The following is an 18,109-nucleotide window of genomic DNA, read 5'->3' on the forward strand; positions in this document are numbered from 1 at the left end:
CTCGATCCGGGGCTGCGTCCGGTGCCGGTCGGGGTGGCGGGGGAGCTGTACATCGCGGGTGCGGGGCTGGCCCGGGGATATCACCGGCGTCCGGGGTTGTCGGCGGAGCGGTTCGTGGCCGATCCGTACGGTGCTGCCGGTACGCGCATGTACCGGACCGGTGACCTGGTGCGACGTACGGCGGCCGGTGATCTGGAGTACATCGGGCGCACCGATTTCCAGGTGAAGGTGCGTGGCTTCCGTATCGAACTCGGCGAGATCGAGACCGTTCTCGCCGATCATCCGGACATCGGCAGGGCTGCCGTCGTGGTTCGTGAGGACGCCCCGGGCGACAAGCGCATCGTCGCCTACGTCGTGCCCGTCGGCGCGCACAGCGGCCCGCACCACGCGCTGCTGCGCAAGTACGCGGCGGCCTCCCTGCCCGAGTACATGGTGCCCGCGGCGTTCGTCACCCTCGACGCCCTGCCGCTGACGCCCAACGGCAAGCTCGACCGCGCCGCCCTGCCCGCCCCGGCGTACGGCCTGGACACCACCGGCCGCGCCCCGCGCACCCCGCAGGAGGAGATCCTGTGCGGCCTGTTCGCCGAGGTCCTCGGGGTGGCCAGGGTCTCCGTCGACGAGGACTTCTTCTCGCGCGGCGGCCACTCGCTGCTCGCCCTGCGCCTGATGACCCGGGTGCGCGCCACGCTCGGCGTGGAGCTGCCCGTGCGCCAGCTCTTCGAGACCCCGACGGTCGCCGGCCTCGCCGCGCTGCTCGCCGACGGCGACACGGCCCGCCCCGCCCTGGAGGCCCGCCCGCGCCCCGGGCGGATACCGGTCTCCTTCGCCCAGCGTCGCCTGTGGTTCCTCAGCCGGCTCGAAGGACCCGGCGCGGCCCACAACATCCCCACCACGCTGCGCCTGTCCGGCTCCCTCGACCGCGAGGCGCTGGCCGCCGCGCTGGCCGACGTCGTCACCCGGCACGAGAGCCTGCGCACCGTCTTCGCCGAGGACGAGCAGGGGCCGCACCAGATCGTCCTCGACCCCGAGCAGGCACGCCCCGAACCCCGGATCGTCCGCACCGACGCGGCCGGCCTGGCCGGGGAACTGCGCCGGGCCGCGCGCCAGGGCTTCGACCTGGAAACGGAACCGCCGCTGCGCGCCCACCTGTTCGAGCTCGGCGCGGACGACCACGTCCTGATGCTGCTCGTCCACCACATCGCGAGCGACGGCGGCTGGTCCACCCCGGTTCTGGTCCGCGACCTCACCACCGCCTACACCGCGCGCTGCGCCGGCGAGGCGCCCGCCTGGGCGCCGCTGCCCGTGCAGTACGCCGACTACACCCTGTGGCAGCACGAGGTGCTCGGCTCCGAGCACGACCCCGACAGCCTCGTCAGCCGCCAGGTCGCCCACTGGAGCGAGACCCTGCGCGACCTGCCCGAGGAACTGCCCCTGCCCACCGACCGGCCCCGGCCCGCGGAGAGCAGCTACCGCGGTGCCACCGTGCCCGTCGCCCTCCCCGCCGAGCTGCACCGGCGCCTCGAACACCTCGCCCGCGAGAACCGCGCCAGCCTCTTCATGGTCGTCCAGGCCGGGCTGGCGGCCCTGCTCGCCAAGCTGAGCGGCTCCACCGACATCCCGATCGGCACGCCGATCGCCGGCCGCACCGACGAGGCACTGGAGGACCTCGTCGGGTTCTTCGTCAACACCCTGGTGCTGCGCACGGACGTCGCCGGCGACCCGACCTTCACCGACCTGGTGGAGCGCGCCCGGCAGACCGACCTCGCGGCCTACGCCCACCAGGACGTGCCCTTCGAACGACTGGTGGAAGTGCTCAACCCGTCCCGCGCGATGGGCCGCCACCCGCTGTTCCAGACCATGCTCGCCTTCAACAACGTCGACCAGAAGGCCGCACTCGGCGAGGGCCGGCTGCCCGGCCTCACCGTCTCCGGCGACCAGGTCGGCACCGGTGTCGCCCAGTTCGACCTGCTGCTCGCCGTGGCCGACAGCCGCGCCGAGGACGGCACCCCTGCGGGCATCACCGGACACCTCGAATACAGCGAGGACCTCTTCGACCGCTCCACCGCCGAGACCTTCGTCCGCCGCCTCACCCTGCTGCTCGACGCCCTGACCGAACGGCCCGGGCTGCCCCTGAGCCGGATCGGTGTCCTGGGGGACGACGAGCGCGGGCGCATCCTCGGCAGCTGGCTCGACACCGCCGCCGAGGTGCCGCGGGCGACACTGCCCGCACTGTTCGCGGCCCAGGCCGCCCGTACGCCCGAGGCACCCGCCGTGCGGCACCGGGAGCGGACCCTGTCGTACGCCGAACTCGACGCCCGCTCCGACCGGCTGGCGCGGCTGCTCATCGAGCGCGGTGCCGGGCCCGAGCAGTTCGTGGGCATCGCCCTGCCGCGCACCGAGCTCACCCTCGTCGCGGTCCTCGGCGTCCTCAAGTCCGGTGCCGCCTACGTGCCCGTGGACCCGAACTACCCGGCCGACCGCCAGGCCCACCTGCTGCGCGACGCCGCCCCCGGCCTGCTGCTCACCTCGACGGACGTGCTCGCCGGGCTGCCCGGCGAGCACGCCGAGCCCCTCGTGCTCGACGACCCCGCCACCGAGGCCGCGCTCGCCGCCCTGCCCGCGGGCCCGGTGGGCGACGCGGAGCGCACGGCGCCGCTGCTGCCCGCGCACGCCGCCTACGCGATCTACACCTCCGGCTCCACCGGCCTGCCCAAGGGCGTCGTGGTGCCGCACGAGAACGTCGCCGACCTGGCGGCCTGGGCCGTGGGCGAGTTCGGCGCCGAGGGCATGGCACACGTGGTGGCCTCCACCTCGCTCAACTTCGACGTCTCCGTATTCGAGATGTTCGGCCCCCTGCTCAGCGGCGGCACCGTCGAGGTGATGCGCGACGTCCTGGAGCTGGGCGACCCGGCCCACGCGGGCCGCTCGGTCTCCCTGATCAGCGGAGTGCCCTCGGCCGTCGCCCAACTCGTCGGCGACGGCGGCCCGCTGGTCCGCGCCCGCGAGGTGGTGCTCGCCGGCGAAGCCGTCTCCGCCCGCGACGCGGGCGCCGTCGTACGCGCCGTCGGAGCCGACCGGTTCGCCAACATCTACGGACCCACCGAGGCCACCGTCTACGCCGCCGCCTGGTACAGCCGCGACGAGATCACCGGCGTACCGCCGATCGGCGCCCCGATCCGCAACACCCGCCTCTACGTCCTCGACCGGGCCCTGCAACCGGTCCCGGTCGGCGTCGCGGGCGAGCTGTACATCGCGGGCCCCGGCCTGGCCCGCGGCTACCACCGCCGCGCCGGCCTGTCGGCGGAGCGGTTCGTGGCCGACCCGCACGGTGCCCCCGGCACCCGCATGTACCGGACCGGCGACCTGGTCCGCTGGAGCGCCGACGGGAATCTCGACTACCTCGGCCGCACCGACTTCCAGGTCAAGGTGCGCGGCTTCCGCATCGAACCCGGCGAGATCGAGGCGATCGTCCTCGGCCACGCCGACGTCGCCCGCACCGCGGTCCTCGTCCGCGAGGACAGACCGGGCGACAAGCGCCTGGTGGCGTACGTGGTCCCGGCCGCGGGCCGCGCCGTCGACCGGGCCCGGCTGCGCGCCCACGTCGCCGCCGCCCTGCCCGAACACATGGTGCCCTCCGCCTTCGTCGCCCTGGACGCCCTGCCGCTCAACCCCAGCGGCAAGCTCGACCGCGCCGCGCTGCCCGCGCCCGAGTACGGCCCCGCACGGGCCGGCCGGGCCCCGCGCACCCCGCACGAGGTGATCCTGTGCGGTCTGTTCGCCGAAGTCCTCGGCCTGCCCGAGGTGTTCATCGACGACGACTTCTTCGTCCTCGGCGGCCACTCGCTGCTCGCCACCCGCCTCGCCGGCCGGATCCGCGCCACCCTCGGCGAGGAACTCACCATCCGCCAGTTCTTCGAGACGCCGACCGTCGCCGGACTCACCGCCGCCCTCGGCTCCGGCGGGCCCGCCCGGCCGCCGCTGCTCGCCGCCGAGCGCTGCGCGCGCGTCCCGCTCTCCTCGGCCCAGCAACGCCTTTGGTTCCTCAACCGGTTCGAGGGCCGCAGCCACACCTACAACGTGCCGACGGCCCTCCGGCTCTCCGGCGCGGTCGACCGGGAGGCGCTCACCGAGGCCCTCGCCGACCTCGCCCTGCGCCACGAGGCCCTGCGCACCGTCTTCGCGGAGGACGCCGACGGCCCGTACCAGACCGTCCTCGACGCCGCCGGCGCCCGTCCCGCGCTGACCTTGCGCGAGACCACCGAGGAGGACGCCGTCGCGGACCTCGAACGGGAGGCGCGCCACAGCTTCGACATCGGCACCGAACCGCCGCTGCGCGCCACCCTGTTCGCCGTCGGGCCCGATGAGCACGTCCTGCTGGTCCTGGTGCACCACATCGCCACCGACGGCTGGTCGATGCCGCTGCTCGTGCGCGACCTCACCGCCGCCTACGCGGCGCGCTGCGCCGGCGAGGCACCCGCCTGGGCGCCGCTGCCCGTGCAGTACGCCGACTACACCCTGTGGCAGCGCGAACTGCTCGGCTCCGAGGACGACCCGGACAGCGTCGCGGCACGCCAACTCGCGCACTGGCGGACCGCGCTGGCCGGCCTGCCCGAGGAGCTCGACCTGCCCACCGACCGGCCGCGCCCGGCCGTCTCCTCCTACCGGGGCGACCTGCTCGACGTGGAGATCCCGGCCGGAACGCACGCCCGGCTCACCGAGCTGGCCCGGGAGAACCACGCCAGCCTCTTCATGGTCGTGCAGGCCGCCCTCGCCGCGCTCCTGTCCAAGCTGAGCGGCTCCACCGACATCCCGATCGGCACCCCGATCGCCGGCCGCACCGACGAGGCCCTCGAAGACCTCGTCGGCTTCTTCGCCAACACCCTCGTACTGCGCACCGAGGTGGCCGCCGACGAGCCGTTCACCGCGCTCGTGGCCAAGGTCCGCGAGACCGACCTGACCGCCTACGCCCACCAGGACGTGCCCTTCGAGCGGCTCGTCGACGCGCTCAACCCGGTCCGCTCCATGGCCCGCCACCCGCTGTTCCAGACCATGCTGACCTTCGACAACGTGGCCGCACGCGACACCGCGGACCCCGCACACGCGGGGCCGATGCCCGACGTGGCCGCGTCCGGCCAGGGCGTCGGCACCGGTGTCGCCCGTTTCGACCTGATGTTCCGGCTCGGGGAACGGCGCACCGCCGACGGCACGCCCGGCGGGATCGCGGGCGTCCTGGAGTACGCCGCCGACCTGTTCGACCGGGACACCGCCCGTGGTCTCGCCGACCGGCTCGTCGCCGTCCTCACGGCCGCGGCCGGCCGTCCCGACGCCCCGGTGGGCGCCCTCGACACGCTGCCCGAGAGCGACCGCGGCCGGCTCCTCGTCGCCTGGAACGACACCGCCCGCGACCTGCCCCACGAGCACCTGCCGGCCCTGTTCCGCGCCCGGGCTGAGCGCACACCGCACGCCCCCGCACTCGACTTCGGCGACCTGACCCTCGACTACCGCGCGCTCGACCTGCGCTCCGACCGGCTCGCCCACGCGCTCGCCGCCCGCGGCGTCGGCGCCGAGGACCTCGTCGCGGTGGCCCTGCCGCGCACCGACGCGATGGTCGTGGCGCTGCTCGCGGTCCTCAAGTCCGGTGCGGCGTACGTCCCGATCGACCCGGAGTATCCGGCCGACCGCGTCGCCTACATGCTGGCCGACGCGGCCCCGGCCCTGCTGCTCACCGACCGGGAGACCGCGCCCGGCCTGCCCGACGGCGACGGCGTGGCCCGCCTGGTCCTGGACGACCCCGGGACCGTGGCCGCCCTCGACGCCGTCACCGCACCCGAACTCGACCTGGTCCGCCGGATTCCGGCACCCCACCCCGACCACCCGGCGTACGTCATCTACACCTCCGGCTCGACCGGCCGGCCCAAGGGCGTCGTCGTGGGCCACGAGAACCTGCTCAACCTGCTCCACGCCATCCAGGGGCGGCTGCGCCTGACCGCCGACGACCGGCTGCTGGCCGTCACCACGATCGGCTTCGACATCTCCAACCTGGAGCTGTGGACCCCGCTCGCGCACGGCGCCCGCCTGGTGCTCGCGCCCCGCGAGACCGTCAAGGACCCGGTGGCCCTCGCCCGGCTCGTCGAGGAGTCGGGGGCGACCGTGCTCCAGGCCACCCCGACCGCCTGGCAGGGCCTGGTCGCCACCCGGCCCGAGGCGCTGCGCGGCCTCGTCAAGCTCGTCGGCGGCGAGGCGCTGCCCGGACCGCTCGGCCGCGCGCTGCACGAGCTCGGCGGCTCCCTCACCAACGTCTACGGGCCGACCGAGACCACCATCTGGTCCACCGCCGCCCTCCTCGACGACGCCACCTGCGAACGGCCGCCCATCGGCCGCCCGCTGGACAACACCCGGGTGTACGTCCTGGACGGCGGGCTGCGCCCGGTGGCGCCCGGCGAGGCCGGCGAGCTGTACATCGCCGGCACCGGCGTCGCGCGCGGCTACCTGAACCGGCCCGGCCTGTCCGCCGAGCGGTTCACCGCCGACCCCTTCGGACCCGCGGGCGGCCGGATGTACCGCACCGGCGACCTGGTCCGCTGGAGCGCCGACGGCGACCTGGAGTACATCGGCCGCACCGACCACCAGGTCAAGGTGCGCGGCTTCCGCATCGAACTCGGCGAGATCGAGGCCGCGCTGACCTCCCGCGGCGAACTCGCCCAGGCGGTCGTCGTCGCCCGCGAGGACATCCCGGGCGACAAGCGCCTGGTCGCGTACGCGGTCCCGGACCGCGGCGACGGCAGCCGGGACACCGAGGCCGAGGAGAGCCAGGTCCGCGAGTGGGAGGAGGCCTACGACGCGCTCTACGGCGACCCGGGCTCCGACACCTTCGGCGAGGACTTCGGCATCTGGCGCTCCACGTACACGGGCGCCCCGATCCCGCTGGAGGAGATGCGCGAGTGGCGCGCGGCCACCGTCGAGCGGATCCTCGCCGGCCGGCCGCGCCGGGTCCTGGAGATCGGCGCCGGCACCGGCCTGATCCTCGCCCACGTCGCCCCGCACTGCGAGAGCTACTGGGGCACCGACCTGTCCGCCTCCGTCGTCGAACGGCTGCGCCACCAGGTCGCCGGACAACCCGGCCTGGCCGACCGGGTCACCCTGACCGTCCAGCCCGCCCACGACACCGACGGCCTGCCCGCGGGCACCTTCGACACCGTCGTGCTCAACTCGGTGGTCCAGTACTTCCCGAGCGCCGACTACCTCGCGGAGGTCCTCGGCAAGGTACGCGCCCTGCTCGCTCCCGGCGGCACCGTCTTCATCGGCGACGTCCGCAACCTGCGCACCCTGCGCACCCTGCGCGGCGCCGTCGCCCTCACCGGGCAGGACGCCGTGCCCGAGGGCGCCGGACGGGACGTGCTGCGGGCCAGCGTCGAGCGGGCCGTGGCCCGCGAGAAGGAACTCCTGCTCGCACCCGAGTGGTTCACGGAGCAGGCCGGCCCGCTCGGCGTCGACGTGCGGGTGCGCCGCGGCACCCACCACAACGAACTCACCAGGCACCGGTACGACGTGGTGCTGCGCACCGCACCCGGCGCCGAGGCCCCCGACGCGCCCGTCCTGCCCTGGGGCGAGCGGGTGCGCGGACGCGACGCGCTGGCGGACGAGCTGGCCGCGGGCCGTCCCGCGCTGCGCGTCACCGGCATCCCCAACCTCCGTCTGGCGGACGAAGCGGCCGGGGTGCGCGCCCTGTTCGACGAGGACGCGCGGGAGGCCGCGGCCGTCGACCCCGAGGAGCTGTACGCACTCGCCGAGCGCACCGGCCACCGGGTGGCCGTCACCTGGGCGGCCGGGGACGCCGACGACGGCGCGCTGGACGCCCTGTTCGTCCGCGGGGACGGCCCCGTGGACCTGGCCGTCGCCGGGGTCCACCGGCCGGCGCCCGGCCCCGGCGCCCGGCCGTCGGCCAACGCCCCGGCGAGCCGCCGCGACGACACCGGACTCGGCCCCGTCCTGCGCGACCGGCTCAAGGAGACGCTGCCCGCGCACATGGTGCCCGCGGCCGTGGTGGTCCTCGACGCCCTGCCGCTCACCCCGAACGGCAAGGTCGACCGGGCCGCGCTGCCCGTGCCCGACTACGGCACCCGCGCCGCGGGACGCACACCGGTCACCCCGCGCGAAGAGCTGATGTGCGCCCTGTTCGCCGAGGTCCTCGGCCTCCCGCACTTCGGGCTCGACGACAACTTCTTCGAGAGCGGCGGCCACTCCCTGCTCGCGACCCGGCTCGTCGGCCGGGTGGGCGCCGTCCTCGGCGTCGACGTCCCGCTGCGCCGGCTCTTCCAGGCCCCCACCCCCGCCGCACTGCTGCGCGAGCTGGAGCCGGACGGCGCGCGCGACGGACACGGCGTGCTGGTGCCGCTGCGCGCCTCCGGCTCGGCGTCCCCGCTGTTCTGCGTGCACCCGGCCGCCGGCCTCAGCTGGGTCTACCTCGGTCTGCTCGCCCACCTCGGCCCGCAGTACCCACTGTACGGGCTCCAGGCGCGCGGCACCGACGGCGCGGAGCCGCTGCCCGCCTCCATCGAGGACATGGCCGCCGACTACGCCGACCAGATCACGGCCGTCGCCCCCGACGGCCCGTACCGGCTGCTCGGCTGGTCGGTCGGCGGGACGATCGCGCACGCCGCGGCGGCGGAACTGGAGCGCAGGGGCGCGCGGGTGGAACTCCTCGCCGTGCTCGACGCCTACCCGGTCGCCGACGCGGCCGGCGCCGAGCCGCCCTCCGAGGCGACGATCGTCGCGCACAACCTGCGGGCGATCGGCTTCGACTTCCAGGAGGCCGAGCTGACCGAGCAGACCTTCCCGATCGAGCGCTACCGGGCCTTCCTGGCCCGCGAGAACAAGGTGATGGCGCGGTTCGACGAGCGCGAGATCCTCGCCATGAAGGACGTCTACGTCAACAACACCCGGCTCATGTGGACACACACCCCGTCCCGGTTCAGCGGCGACATGCTCTTCGTCACCGCCGAACGCGACCGGGGGGCGCTGGTCCGCGAGCGCGGCCACCGTGCCTGGGCGGAGTACGTCGGCGGCGAGATCGTCAACCACGACGTGGACAGCGACCACGAGGGCCTCATGACGCGGCCGGGGCCGATCGCCCGGGTCGGCCGCGTGCTGGCCGAACGGCTCGCGGAGCTGGACGAGGCGGCGGGCGGCGACGCTCTCACCGGCGCTCGTAGAACCGCCGTAGACGCCGGACGCAGGCTCAGCGCATGACAGCGCTGGACGAGACGACGGTTGCGGCACCGCTTCCGCTGCGCCGCAACCGCGACTTCCTGCTGCTGTGGACCGGCAACTGGCTGCAGTTCTTCGGGTCCCGGATGAGCAGCGTCTGCTACCCGCTGCTCGCGCTCCAGATCTCCGGGGGCTCGCCCGCGGCGGTCGGCCTGGCATCGGCCGCGGCCGTACTGCCGCAGGCCGTCGTGCAGTTGCCGGCCGGTGTCCTGGTCGACCGGTGGGACCGGCGCGCGGTCATGCGCTGGTGCGCCGTCGGCCGGGTCCTCGCGCTCGGCGCGGTGGGCGCCGCTCTGACTCTCGGCGCGCTCGGCATGGAACTGCTGCTGGCGCTGATCGCCGTCGAGGTCTCGCTGGCGATCGTCTCCTCGCTCGCCGAACGGGCCGCCGTCCGCACGGTCGTCCCGGGGGAGCAGCTGCCGGCCGCACTGTCGCAGAACGAGGCGCGTGGCCGGATCGCCGGTCTGCTGGGCGGGCCGGCCGGGACCGTGCTGTTCACCTGGACCCGCTGGAGCCCGTTCCTCGCCGCCACGCTCGGGGCGCTGGCCGCGGCCGTCAACCTGCGGTTCATCCGGGCCGACCTGCGGACGGAGCACCAGGGGGCGCGGCGGGCACTGCACCGCGACCTCGCCGACGCCCTGCGCTGGCTGCTGGGCCAGCGGGCGCTGCGCGCCATGCTGCCCGTGGTCACCGTGTCCACGGCCCTGCTGCAAGTGGTGATGCAGGGCCTGGTCGTGATCCTGGTCAAGGAACAGGGGCTGCCGGAGGCCACCTTGGGCGTCGTCCTCGGGATCAGCGGCTGCGGCGGCCTGCTCGGCGCGCTCAGCGGGCGCTGGTTCATGGCACGGCTGCCGCTGTCCGTCCTGCTGATCGGCGGCCTGACCCTGTGGGCCGCCCTGATGACCGGCATGGCCTGGGCGCGGGGACCGGTGCAGCTCGGGGTGCTGTTCGCGCTGATGAACATCATCGGCGCGGTGTTCGGGGTGGCCACCGCGGTCTACCAAGTCACCGTCACACCCCAGGAGTTGCAGGGCCGGGTCGCGGCACTGTCCGGCCTCGTCGTCGCCCTCGGCACCACCGCGGGCGCCTTCTGCGCCGGAAAGCTCCTCGAGGCCTACCGCGGGCTGCTCTCCCTGCTGGTGGCGGCCGGCCTGATGGCCGTCACCGCCGCGGTGTCCGCGCTGATCCCGGCCGTCCGCAGGGCCCGCATCCCGGACGCGGCCCGCCCCGCGGCGCCTCCCGCGTCCCCGCCCGACACCTGACCGGGGCGTTCACCCGACCACCGTCGTCCACCGGCAACGTGAGCCGGCCGTCCACCCGACCCCGCGCACCACCCGGAAACCCGGACCACCCGAAGGACCGTCCATGGACCTGAGCCTGTTCTATTTCGCGCACGATTCGACCGCGCCGGGGGAGGCCGGCCGCTACGAGCTGCTGATCGAGGGGGCGAAGCTCGCCGACCGGTCGGGCCTCGCCGCCGTGTGGACCCCCGAGCGGCACTTCGACCCCTTCGGCGGCGCCTACCCGAACCCGGCCGTGCTCGGCGCCGCCGTGGCGATGTGCACCCAGCGGGTGGGCATCCGGGCCGGCAGCGTCGTCGCCCCGCTGCACCACCCGGCGCGGATCGCCGAGGAGTGGGCGGTGGTCGACAACCTCTCCGGCGGCCGCGCGGGCGTCGCCTTCGCCTCCGGCTGGAACACCGTCGACTTCGCGCTGCGCCCGGAGAACCACGCCGACCGCCGGGCCCTGGTCCGCGACACCGCCGAGGAGGTGCGCCGGCTGTGGCGCGGGGAGGCCCTCTCCACCACCGACGGGCTGGGCCGGCCGGTCGACATCCGCGCCTATCCGCCCGCCGTCCAGCCCGAGTTGCCGGTCTGGCTTACCTCGGCCGGCGGCGTCGACACCTTCCGGGCCGCCGCCCGCATGAAGGCCGGCATCCTGACCCATCTGCTCGGCCAGTCCCTGGAGGAGGTCGCCGGAAAGATCGCCGAGTACCGGCGGGTCGCCGCCGAGGAGCACGACGGCTGGTCCGGTCATGTCGTGCTGATGCTGCACACCCTGCTCGGCGACGACCTGGACCAGGTCCGCGAGCAGGTGCGCGAGCCCTTCACCAATTACCTGAAGAGCTCCGCCAACCTCACCGCCAAGTCGTTCACCGGCAAGGACACGGACCTGTCCGACCTCAACGCCGCCGACATGGACTACCTCGCCGCCCGCGCCTTCGACCGGTACTTCGACACCGGAGGCCTCTTCGGCAGCGTCGAGCGGGCCGCCGAACTGCTGCCGCACGTACAGGCCCTGGGCGTCGACGAGATCGGCTGCCTGGTCGACTTCGGCGTGGAGCCGAGGGCCGTGCTCGAAGGCATCGAGAAGCTCGGCAAGCTGAACGAGATCATCTCCCGATAGGAGCAGGAGACGTCATGAGCACCACCCTGAGCGAGAACCTCACCTGGGCCCCGCACGAGATCACCGCGGCGCAGGCCGACGGCCGTGACCTGGCCGAGCACCTGACCGGCCTGGGCGCCGAGGGCCTCACCGAGCTGCTGACCGAGCACAAGGCGCTCGTCTTCCGCGGCTTCGGCGTCACGCCGGAATCCATCGATCCGGTCCTCGACCGGCTCCTGCCGACCCGGCTGCCGTACGTGCACGGGAACTCGCCGCGCACCCGGGTCAAGGGCAACCTCTACACCTCGACCGAGTACCCGCAGCGCTTCACCATCTCGATGCACAACGAGCTGAACTACGCCCGCCGTTGGCCGGCGCGGCTCGCCTTCTACTGCGAGAAGGCCGCCGAGTCGGGCGGCGCGACCCCGGTCGTGGACGGCGCGCTGTGGCTCGACTCGCTGCGGCCCGAGGTCCGCGAGGCGTTCGCGGGCGGCATCCGCTACGTGCAGAACCTGCACGACGGCTACGGCCTCGGCAAGAGCTGGCAGGACACCTTCGAGACCGACGACCGCGCCGAGGTGGAGCGCTATCTGACGGCCGCGGAGGCGGAGTGGGAGTGGGGCCCGGACGGCATCCGCGTCGTCCAGCACCGCAAGGCCACCACCACGCACCCGGTGACCGGCGTCGAGGTCTGGTTCAACCAGGCCGACCAGTGGCACCCGGCCGGCCTCGGCGACGAGACCTCCAAGGAGCTGTACGACATCCTGGAGCCCGAGGAGTTCCCGCAGTACGTCACCTTCGCGGACGGCAGCCTCATACCCGACGAGTACGTCACGCACATCCGTGACGTCGGCCTGGAACTGGCCGTGGACGTGAACTGGCGCGAGGGCGACGTGCTCGTCATCGACAACGTCCTCACGGGCCACGGCCGCCGCCCCTTCGAGGGCACGCGCCGCATCCTGGTCGCCATGTGCGACTGAGCGGCCCCCGACGCGGCGGACCCCGGCACGGGAGACCCCCGCGGGCCGTCCCCGTACGCGAGAACCCCGCCCGCCTCCCACCGGAGACGGGCGGGGTTCTCCCGCGTGCGGGCCCGGCCCGCGCCGACGCGTCAGGCCCGCAGGTACGCCAGCACCGCGAGCACCCGGCGGTGCCCCTCGGTGGCCACCGGAAGGTCCAGCTTGGTGAAGATGTTGCCGATGTGCTTGTTCACGGCCGCCTCGCTGATGAACAGCTTCTTGGCGAGGCTCGCGTTGGTGCGGCCCTCCGCGATCAGCGAGAGCACCTCGCGCTCCCGGGCGCTGAGCCGCTCCAGCGGGTCCTGGCGCAGCTGGACGAGCTGGTGGATGACCTCGGGGTCCACCGCCGTCCCGCCGGCGGCGACCCGCTCGATCGCGGCGGTGAAGTCCGCCACCGCGCTCACCCGCTCCTTGAGCAGATAGCCCACCCCGGCACCACCGCCGGAGTCCAGCAGGCGCAGGGCGTACGAGCGTTCCACGTACTGGCTGAGCACGAGCACGGGCAGGCCGGGGAACTCCGCGCGCAGCTCGACCGACGCCCGCAGCCCGTCGTCGCCGAGCGACGGTGGCATCCGTACGTCCGTGACGATCAGGTCCGGGCGGTCGGCGCGGACCGCGGCGAGCAGGGCGTCGGCATCGCCGACCGCCGCCACCACGTCGTGTCCGACCCGTTCGAGCAGCCCGACCAGGCCTTCGCGCAGCAGAACGGCGTCCTCGGCCACGATCAGACGAAGCGACACGGAACCTCCACGTGCAACAGGGTGGGACCACCGGACGGACTCGACACCCGCATCCGGCCGTCGAGGGCGGTGACCCGGTCCGCGAGACCCGTCACGCCGCTGCCCGTGGGGTCCAGACCGCCCCGGCCGTCGTCCTTGATGTCGAGGACCAACAGATCGGAATGGTAGCGACCGCGCACCGCGGCGGTCCTGGCACCGCTGTGTTTGGCGATGTTCGTCATGGCCTCGTTGATCAGGTAGTACATCGTCGTCTCCAGCTTTCTGGGCAGCCGCTCCGGCAGGTTCAGATCCACCGTCACCGGGATCGGGAACCGGCCCGCGTAGTCCTCGATCGCCGCGACGAGCCCGTGGTCGGCGAGGACCGGAGGGTTCAGGCCGCGGATCAGTGCCCGCAACTCCTGGTGCGCCGTGGACAGTTGACCCTCGGCCTGGGTGAGCAGCTCGTCCTGCGGCGAGCCCGGCTCGGCGTCCAGCCGCATCAGCCCCAGCGTCATGCCCAGGGACACCAGATGCTGCTGTGCCCCGTCGTGCAGGTCGCGCTCGATGCGGATCCGCTCGGCGTCGAAGGAGTCGAGGAGCCGCGACTGGGAGGCGCGCACCTCGCGCAGCTCCTCGCCGAGCTCCCGGTCCCGCGGGGCGAGGAAGGAGCGGGCCATGGCGGCGCGCGCCCCCGCCCAGGAGGTCACCGTGTACGGCGTGGAGAGCAGCACCAGCACGCCGAACACCGTCCACGGCCAGGTGTCGCCGTCGGTCGAGGCGATGGTCGTGGCCGGCAGTCCGAAGGAGAAGCCGAGCACCATCAGGTCGAGCCACCACAGGGCGACGGCCGACAGCAGCGTGAACATCAACTCCCGCCAGGTCGCCGGCTCCTTGAGCCGGGTGGCGATCCAGCCGCGCGGCCCCGGGGCCTCCGGGGTGCGGTGCGGGTCGCTGACGTGGTCGAGGTCGACGAGGCGCAGCCGGCGGCGCTCCACCGTGGCGACCACGGTGGAGGCGAAGACCAGGCCGACCAGGGGCGCGACTCCGATCAGGACGACCAGGAGGATCAGGCCCGCGGCCAGGCCGAGGGTGAAGACGACCACCGCCGCGGCCCCGACCAGGACGCCTCCGCTCAGGTACGCGAGGGACCGCCAGGGCCAGCTGGAGGTCAGAAAGCTCAGCGGCCGCTGCGCCATGGCCTGCCAGGCCGTTGTGGGTTGCATGCGGCCAACGTACCCATCCGGTCTCTTCCGGATCTCCGGGAAGCGAGGGAGGTAGAGCTACCTCTACCTCAGGAGTAGAGAGCGGGCCAGTGCCCCGGCCACCCCCGGTGCAGTGAAATCGTGGCATGACGACGACGAGCCACATCACCCCCACGCAGGACGCGGTCGAACTCCACTCGGTGCGCAAGGTCCACGGCACCGGCGGACGACAGGTCACCGCCCTGGACGGCGTCTCGCTCTCCTTCCGCCGCGGCACCTTCACCGCGATCATGGGCCCCTCCGGTTCGGGCAAGTCGACCCTCCTGCAGTGCGCGGCCGGTCTCGAGCAGCCGTCGGACGGACAGATCGTCCTGGCCGGTGTGGACATCGGCCGGCAGAACGAGATGCAGCGCACCGAACTGCGCCGCAAGCACGTCGGCTTCGTGTTCCAGGCGTTCAACCTGGTGGAGTCCCTGACGGCGGCGCAGAACGTGGAGCTGCCCTCTCGGTTCGCCGGCCGCAAGGTCAGCCGCGAGCAGGTCTCCGCGGCGCTCGCCTCGGTAGGCCTGGCCGACCGCGCGGGGCACCGCCCCAGCGAGCTGTCCGGCGGCCAGCAGCAGCGCGTCGCCCTCGCCCGTGCCCTCGTCACCCGGCCCGACGTCCTCTTCGCGGACGAGCCGACCGGCGCCCTGGACACCGTCACCTCCCGCGAGGTGCTGCGGATGATGCGGATGCTGGTCGACCAGGAGGGCCAGACCACCCTGATGGTCACCCACGACCCGGTGGCCGCCGCCCACGCCGACGTCGTCGTCTTCCTCAAGGACGGCCGGATCGCCGACCGGATCCACCTCGACCACCAGGCCGGCGCCGACAACGCCGCCTCGATCGCCACCCACATGGCCCGGCTGGAGGCCTGACCGACATGCTGATCCTCGCGAACGTCCGTGAACGCTGGTCCGGTTTCCTCGGCGCCTTCGTCGCCGTCCTCGTCGGCGTGGCCCTGATCACCACCACCCTGGTCATCTACGACTCCGCCCGCGCCAAGGTCCAGCCCCGCTACGAGGGCACCGCGGCCCTCGCCCTCCCGAAGCAGGCCGTCGACGCCGACGGCAGCCCCGAGGACCGGATGCCGTGGAGCAGGAGCGAGGCCGAGCCGATCGTCGCCGGCCTGGCGAAGATCCCCGGCGTCGCCGACGCCGTGGTCGACCGCTCCTTCTACGCCCAGGCCATCAAGAACGGCAAGCCCGTCACCGACGAGGGCGCCGACGACTCCGGGCACGGCTTCGGCAGCGCGCGGATGGCGCCGTACCGGCTGGTCTCCGGCCGCGCTCCGGCCGCCGGGAACGAAGTGGTCGTCGACCGTGCCCTCGGCGCCGCCGTGGGCAGCGAACTGACCGTCAACATCACCAAGGGCCGCGAGCAGTTCCGGGTCGTCGGCACGGTGGACGGACCCGGCTACTACTTCAGCGAGCAGTTCGCGGCCCGGCAGCAGCCCGGCGTGGCCGCCGTCGCCCTGATCCCCGCCAAGGGCGCCGAGACCGGCGCGATCGTCTCCGCCGCGAAGAAGCTCATCGGTGACGGCGGCAGCGTGGTCTCCGGCGACGGCCGGTCCGAACTGCAGCCCGAGTACATCGAGCACAAGCGCTTCCTGGGCGTCCAGCTGATCAGCGCCATGGCCCTGCTCGGCCTGTTCACCACGGTGTTCGTGGTCGCCTCCATGCTGGTCCTGTCCACCGGGATGCGCCGCCGCGAGATCGGTCTGCTGCGCACCATCGGCGCCTCGCCGAAGCAGATCCGCCGCATGATCCTCGGCGAGGCCGCCGTGGTCGGGCTCGCCGGTTCGATCGCCGGCTGCCTGGCGGGCGTGGCCGCCACGCCGCTGCTGCTCTCGATCCTCAAGGGCCTGGACGTGACGCCGCCCGGCATGGAGATCAGTGTCGCCGCCTGGCCGCTGCTCACCGGTTCCCTGGTCGGCATCGGGGTCAGCGTGATCGGCGCCTGGAGCGCGGGCCGCAAGGCCGCCAAGGTCGCCCCCATCGAGGCGCTGCTCGACAGCCGCTCGGCCAACAAGGGCATGGGGCGCGGTCGTTGGATCGCCGGGCTCACCGTCCTCGGCCTGGGTGTCCTGCTCGCGATCGGCACCGCCACCTCCACCGCCGACAACCGGATCAACATGGCGATCTTCGCCACGATGACGCTGATCGTCGCGGCGGCCCTGCTCACCCCGGTGTTCGTCGGACCGGTCGGCCGGTTCCTGACCGCGCCGTTCCAGCGCGGCGGCAAGGCCGCCCCGGTCCTCATCCGGGCCGAGCTGGTCGCCAACCCGCGCCGCGCCGCCTCGCTGGTCGCCCCGGTGATCGCGGCCGTCGGCTTCGCGGTCCTGCTCAGCGGCATGGTGTCGACCATGCGGGTCGCCTACCCGGCCGGTGAGGCGCTGAAGGTCGCCGGACAGACGATCGTCACGCCCGACGGCACCCCCGGCAACACCGACGAGGTCGTCGCCGACAACCCGGTCGGCAAGGCGGCCCTGCCGACCCGCGCCTTCGTCGACACCAAGAACACCAAGAAGGGCGAGAACGGCGAGAACGCCGGGGCGTCCACCGTCCTGGACGTCCTGGGCAGCCGGGACGCGAAGTGGAACAAGCCGGGCCAGGCGGTCCTCGGCGAGAAGATGGCCGGTGACCTGGGCCTGAAGCAGGGCCAGGAGGTTCCGGTCCGGTTCGCGGACGGCGCCACCGTCACCCTGCGCGTCGCGCAGGTGCTGCCCGACGACCCGGCCCGCGGTGACTTCGTGGTCGCCCGCGACCTGGTCCGCGCCCACGACCCGGCCGCGCTCACCGACGACATCTTCGTCCCCGGCGGCGCCAAGGCCTCCGCCGCGGCCCCCGGAGTCGCGCTGCACGACGCCGCCCAGTACGCGCTGGCCGACTACAACACCGACGCCAAGCTCACCGAGTCCCTCGCCATGATGCTGATCGTGATCGCGGTCGGCTACAGCGTGATCGCCGTCGCCAACTCCATGGCCATGGCCGCCCACGGCCGGCGGCGCGACTTCGGGGTGATGAAGTCCGCCGGCGGCACCGTCCGCCAGCTGCTGTTCACCTCGGCGGGCGAGACCGCGCTGGTCATCGTCATCGGCGCCGCCCTCGGTGTGCTGGTGACCCTGCCCCCGCTGGCCGGCATGGCGGCCGGTCTCTCCGAGGCCACCTCGTCGGACGTCGGCCTGCACCTGAACTCGGGCGTCGTCGTCCTCGCGATCATCGGCACCCTGGTCGCGGCGCTCGCCGCCGGAGTCGCGGTCACGTCGAAGACGCTGAAGCGCCAGGCCGCCTGAGACGGACCACCGGCCGGAAGCCGAGGAGGGCAGAACCGGACACGACGAACGAGCACCACGCGAGGATCGGCACGGCACGAGGCGGCGGCCCCCCGGAACCCCGGGGCTACGACACGCAGACCTTCGAGTCGCCGTTCTTCGGTGCGACGGCGTACGACACGGGCGCGTACGACGCCACGCAGT

Annotated in this window: 8 protein-coding genes; 6 read left to right on the top strand and 2 right to left on the bottom strand. The window is 73.7% G+C overall.

Translation table 11 applies throughout. The features are described from left to right. The 4 genes from ABT127_RS38800 to ABT127_RS38815 form a co-directional block, all read left to right on the top strand. A partial coding sequence (locus ABT127_RS38800; RefSeq protein ID WP_502971855.1) for an amino acid adenylation domain-containing protein occupies positions 1-9,249 on the top strand: 9,249 nt, incomplete at its 5' end. Continuing rightward, on the top strand, positions 9,246-10,529 hold the full coding sequence (locus ABT127_RS38805) for an MFS transporter (RefSeq protein WP_351461149.1): 1,284 nt from the start codon (positions 9,246-9,248) through the stop codon (positions 10,527-10,529). The genes ABT127_RS38800 and ABT127_RS38805, both read left to right, overlap by 4 nt. A 103-nt stretch (positions 10,530-10,632) precedes the next feature. Further along, positions 10,633-11,673, top strand: coding sequence for a MupA/Atu3671 family FMN-dependent luciferase-like monooxygenase (locus tag ABT127_RS38810; RefSeq protein ID WP_351461152.1), 1,041 nt, complete (start codon positions 10,633-10,635; stop codon positions 11,671-11,673). A gap of 14 nt (positions 11,674-11,687) precedes the next feature. Beyond that, complete coding sequence (locus ABT127_RS38815; protein ID WP_351461155.1) at positions 11,688-12,632, top strand: TauD/TfdA family dioxygenase; 945 nt, start codon at positions 11,688-11,690, stop codon at positions 12,630-12,632. A 131-nt stretch (positions 12,633-12,763) separates the two neighbouring features. Here ABT127_RS38815 and ABT127_RS38820 read toward each other — a convergent pair whose 3' ends face one another. Further along, positions 12,764-13,411: a response regulator gene (locus tag ABT127_RS38820; protein WP_351461158.1), complete on the bottom strand. Its 648-nt coding sequence runs from the start codon at positions 13,409-13,411 to the stop codon at positions 12,764-12,766. Next, entirely contained in the window at positions 13,396-14,613 is a 1,218-nt protein-coding gene (locus ABT127_RS38825) for a sensor histidine kinase (protein WP_351461161.1), read from the bottom strand. The genes ABT127_RS38820 and ABT127_RS38825 overlap by 16 nt, the downstream gene beginning before the upstream one ends. 125 nt (positions 14,614-14,738) lie before the next feature. Here ABT127_RS38825 and ABT127_RS38830 point away from each other — a divergent pair, with 125 nt between their 5' ends. Both ABT127_RS38830 and ABT127_RS38835 read left to right on the top strand, forming a co-directional pair. Next, positions 14,739-15,509: an ABC transporter ATP-binding protein gene (locus tag ABT127_RS38830; RefSeq protein ID WP_351461164.1), complete on the top strand. Its 771-nt coding sequence runs from the start codon at positions 14,739-14,741 to the stop codon at positions 15,507-15,509. 5 nt (positions 15,510-15,514) lie between these two features. Then, positions 15,515-17,926, top strand: a complete 2,412-nt coding sequence (locus ABT127_RS38835) for an ABC transporter permease (RefSeq protein ID WP_351461167.1) — start codon at positions 15,515-15,517, stop codon at positions 17,924-17,926. Positions 17,927-18,109: the final 183 nt, after the last annotated feature.

The sequence above is a fragment of the Streptomyces sp. NPDC001904 genome, from assembly GCF_040297005.1.
Taxonomy (GTDB): domain Bacteria; phylum Actinomycetota; class Actinomycetes; order Streptomycetales; family Streptomycetaceae; genus Streptomyces.

What these genes read in the sequence shown, in the direction of transcription:
- ABT127_RS38815 (WP_351461155.1), top strand. Translation starts at nt 11,688, where the DNA reads ATGAGCACCACCCTGAGCGAGAACCTCACCTGGGCCCCGCACGAGATC.
- ABT127_RS38825 (WP_351461161.1), bottom strand. Translation starts at nt 14,613, where the DNA reads ATGCAACCCACAACGGCCTGGCAGGCCATGGCGCAGCGGCCGCTGAGC.
- ABT127_RS38830 (WP_351461164.1), top strand. Translation starts at nt 14,739, where the DNA reads ATGACGACGACGAGCCACATCACCCCCACGCAGGACGCGGTCGAACTC.
- ABT127_RS38810 (WP_351461152.1), top strand. Translation starts at nt 10,633, where the DNA reads ATGGACCTGAGCCTGTTCTATTTCGCGCACGATTCGACCGCGCCGGGG.
- ABT127_RS38805 (WP_351461149.1), top strand. Translation starts at nt 9,246, where the DNA reads ATGACAGCGCTGGACGAGACGACGGTTGCGGCACCGCTTCCGCTGCGC.
- ABT127_RS38835 (WP_351461167.1), top strand. Translation starts at nt 15,515, where the DNA reads ATGCTGATCCTCGCGAACGTCCGTGAACGCTGGTCCGGTTTCCTCGGC.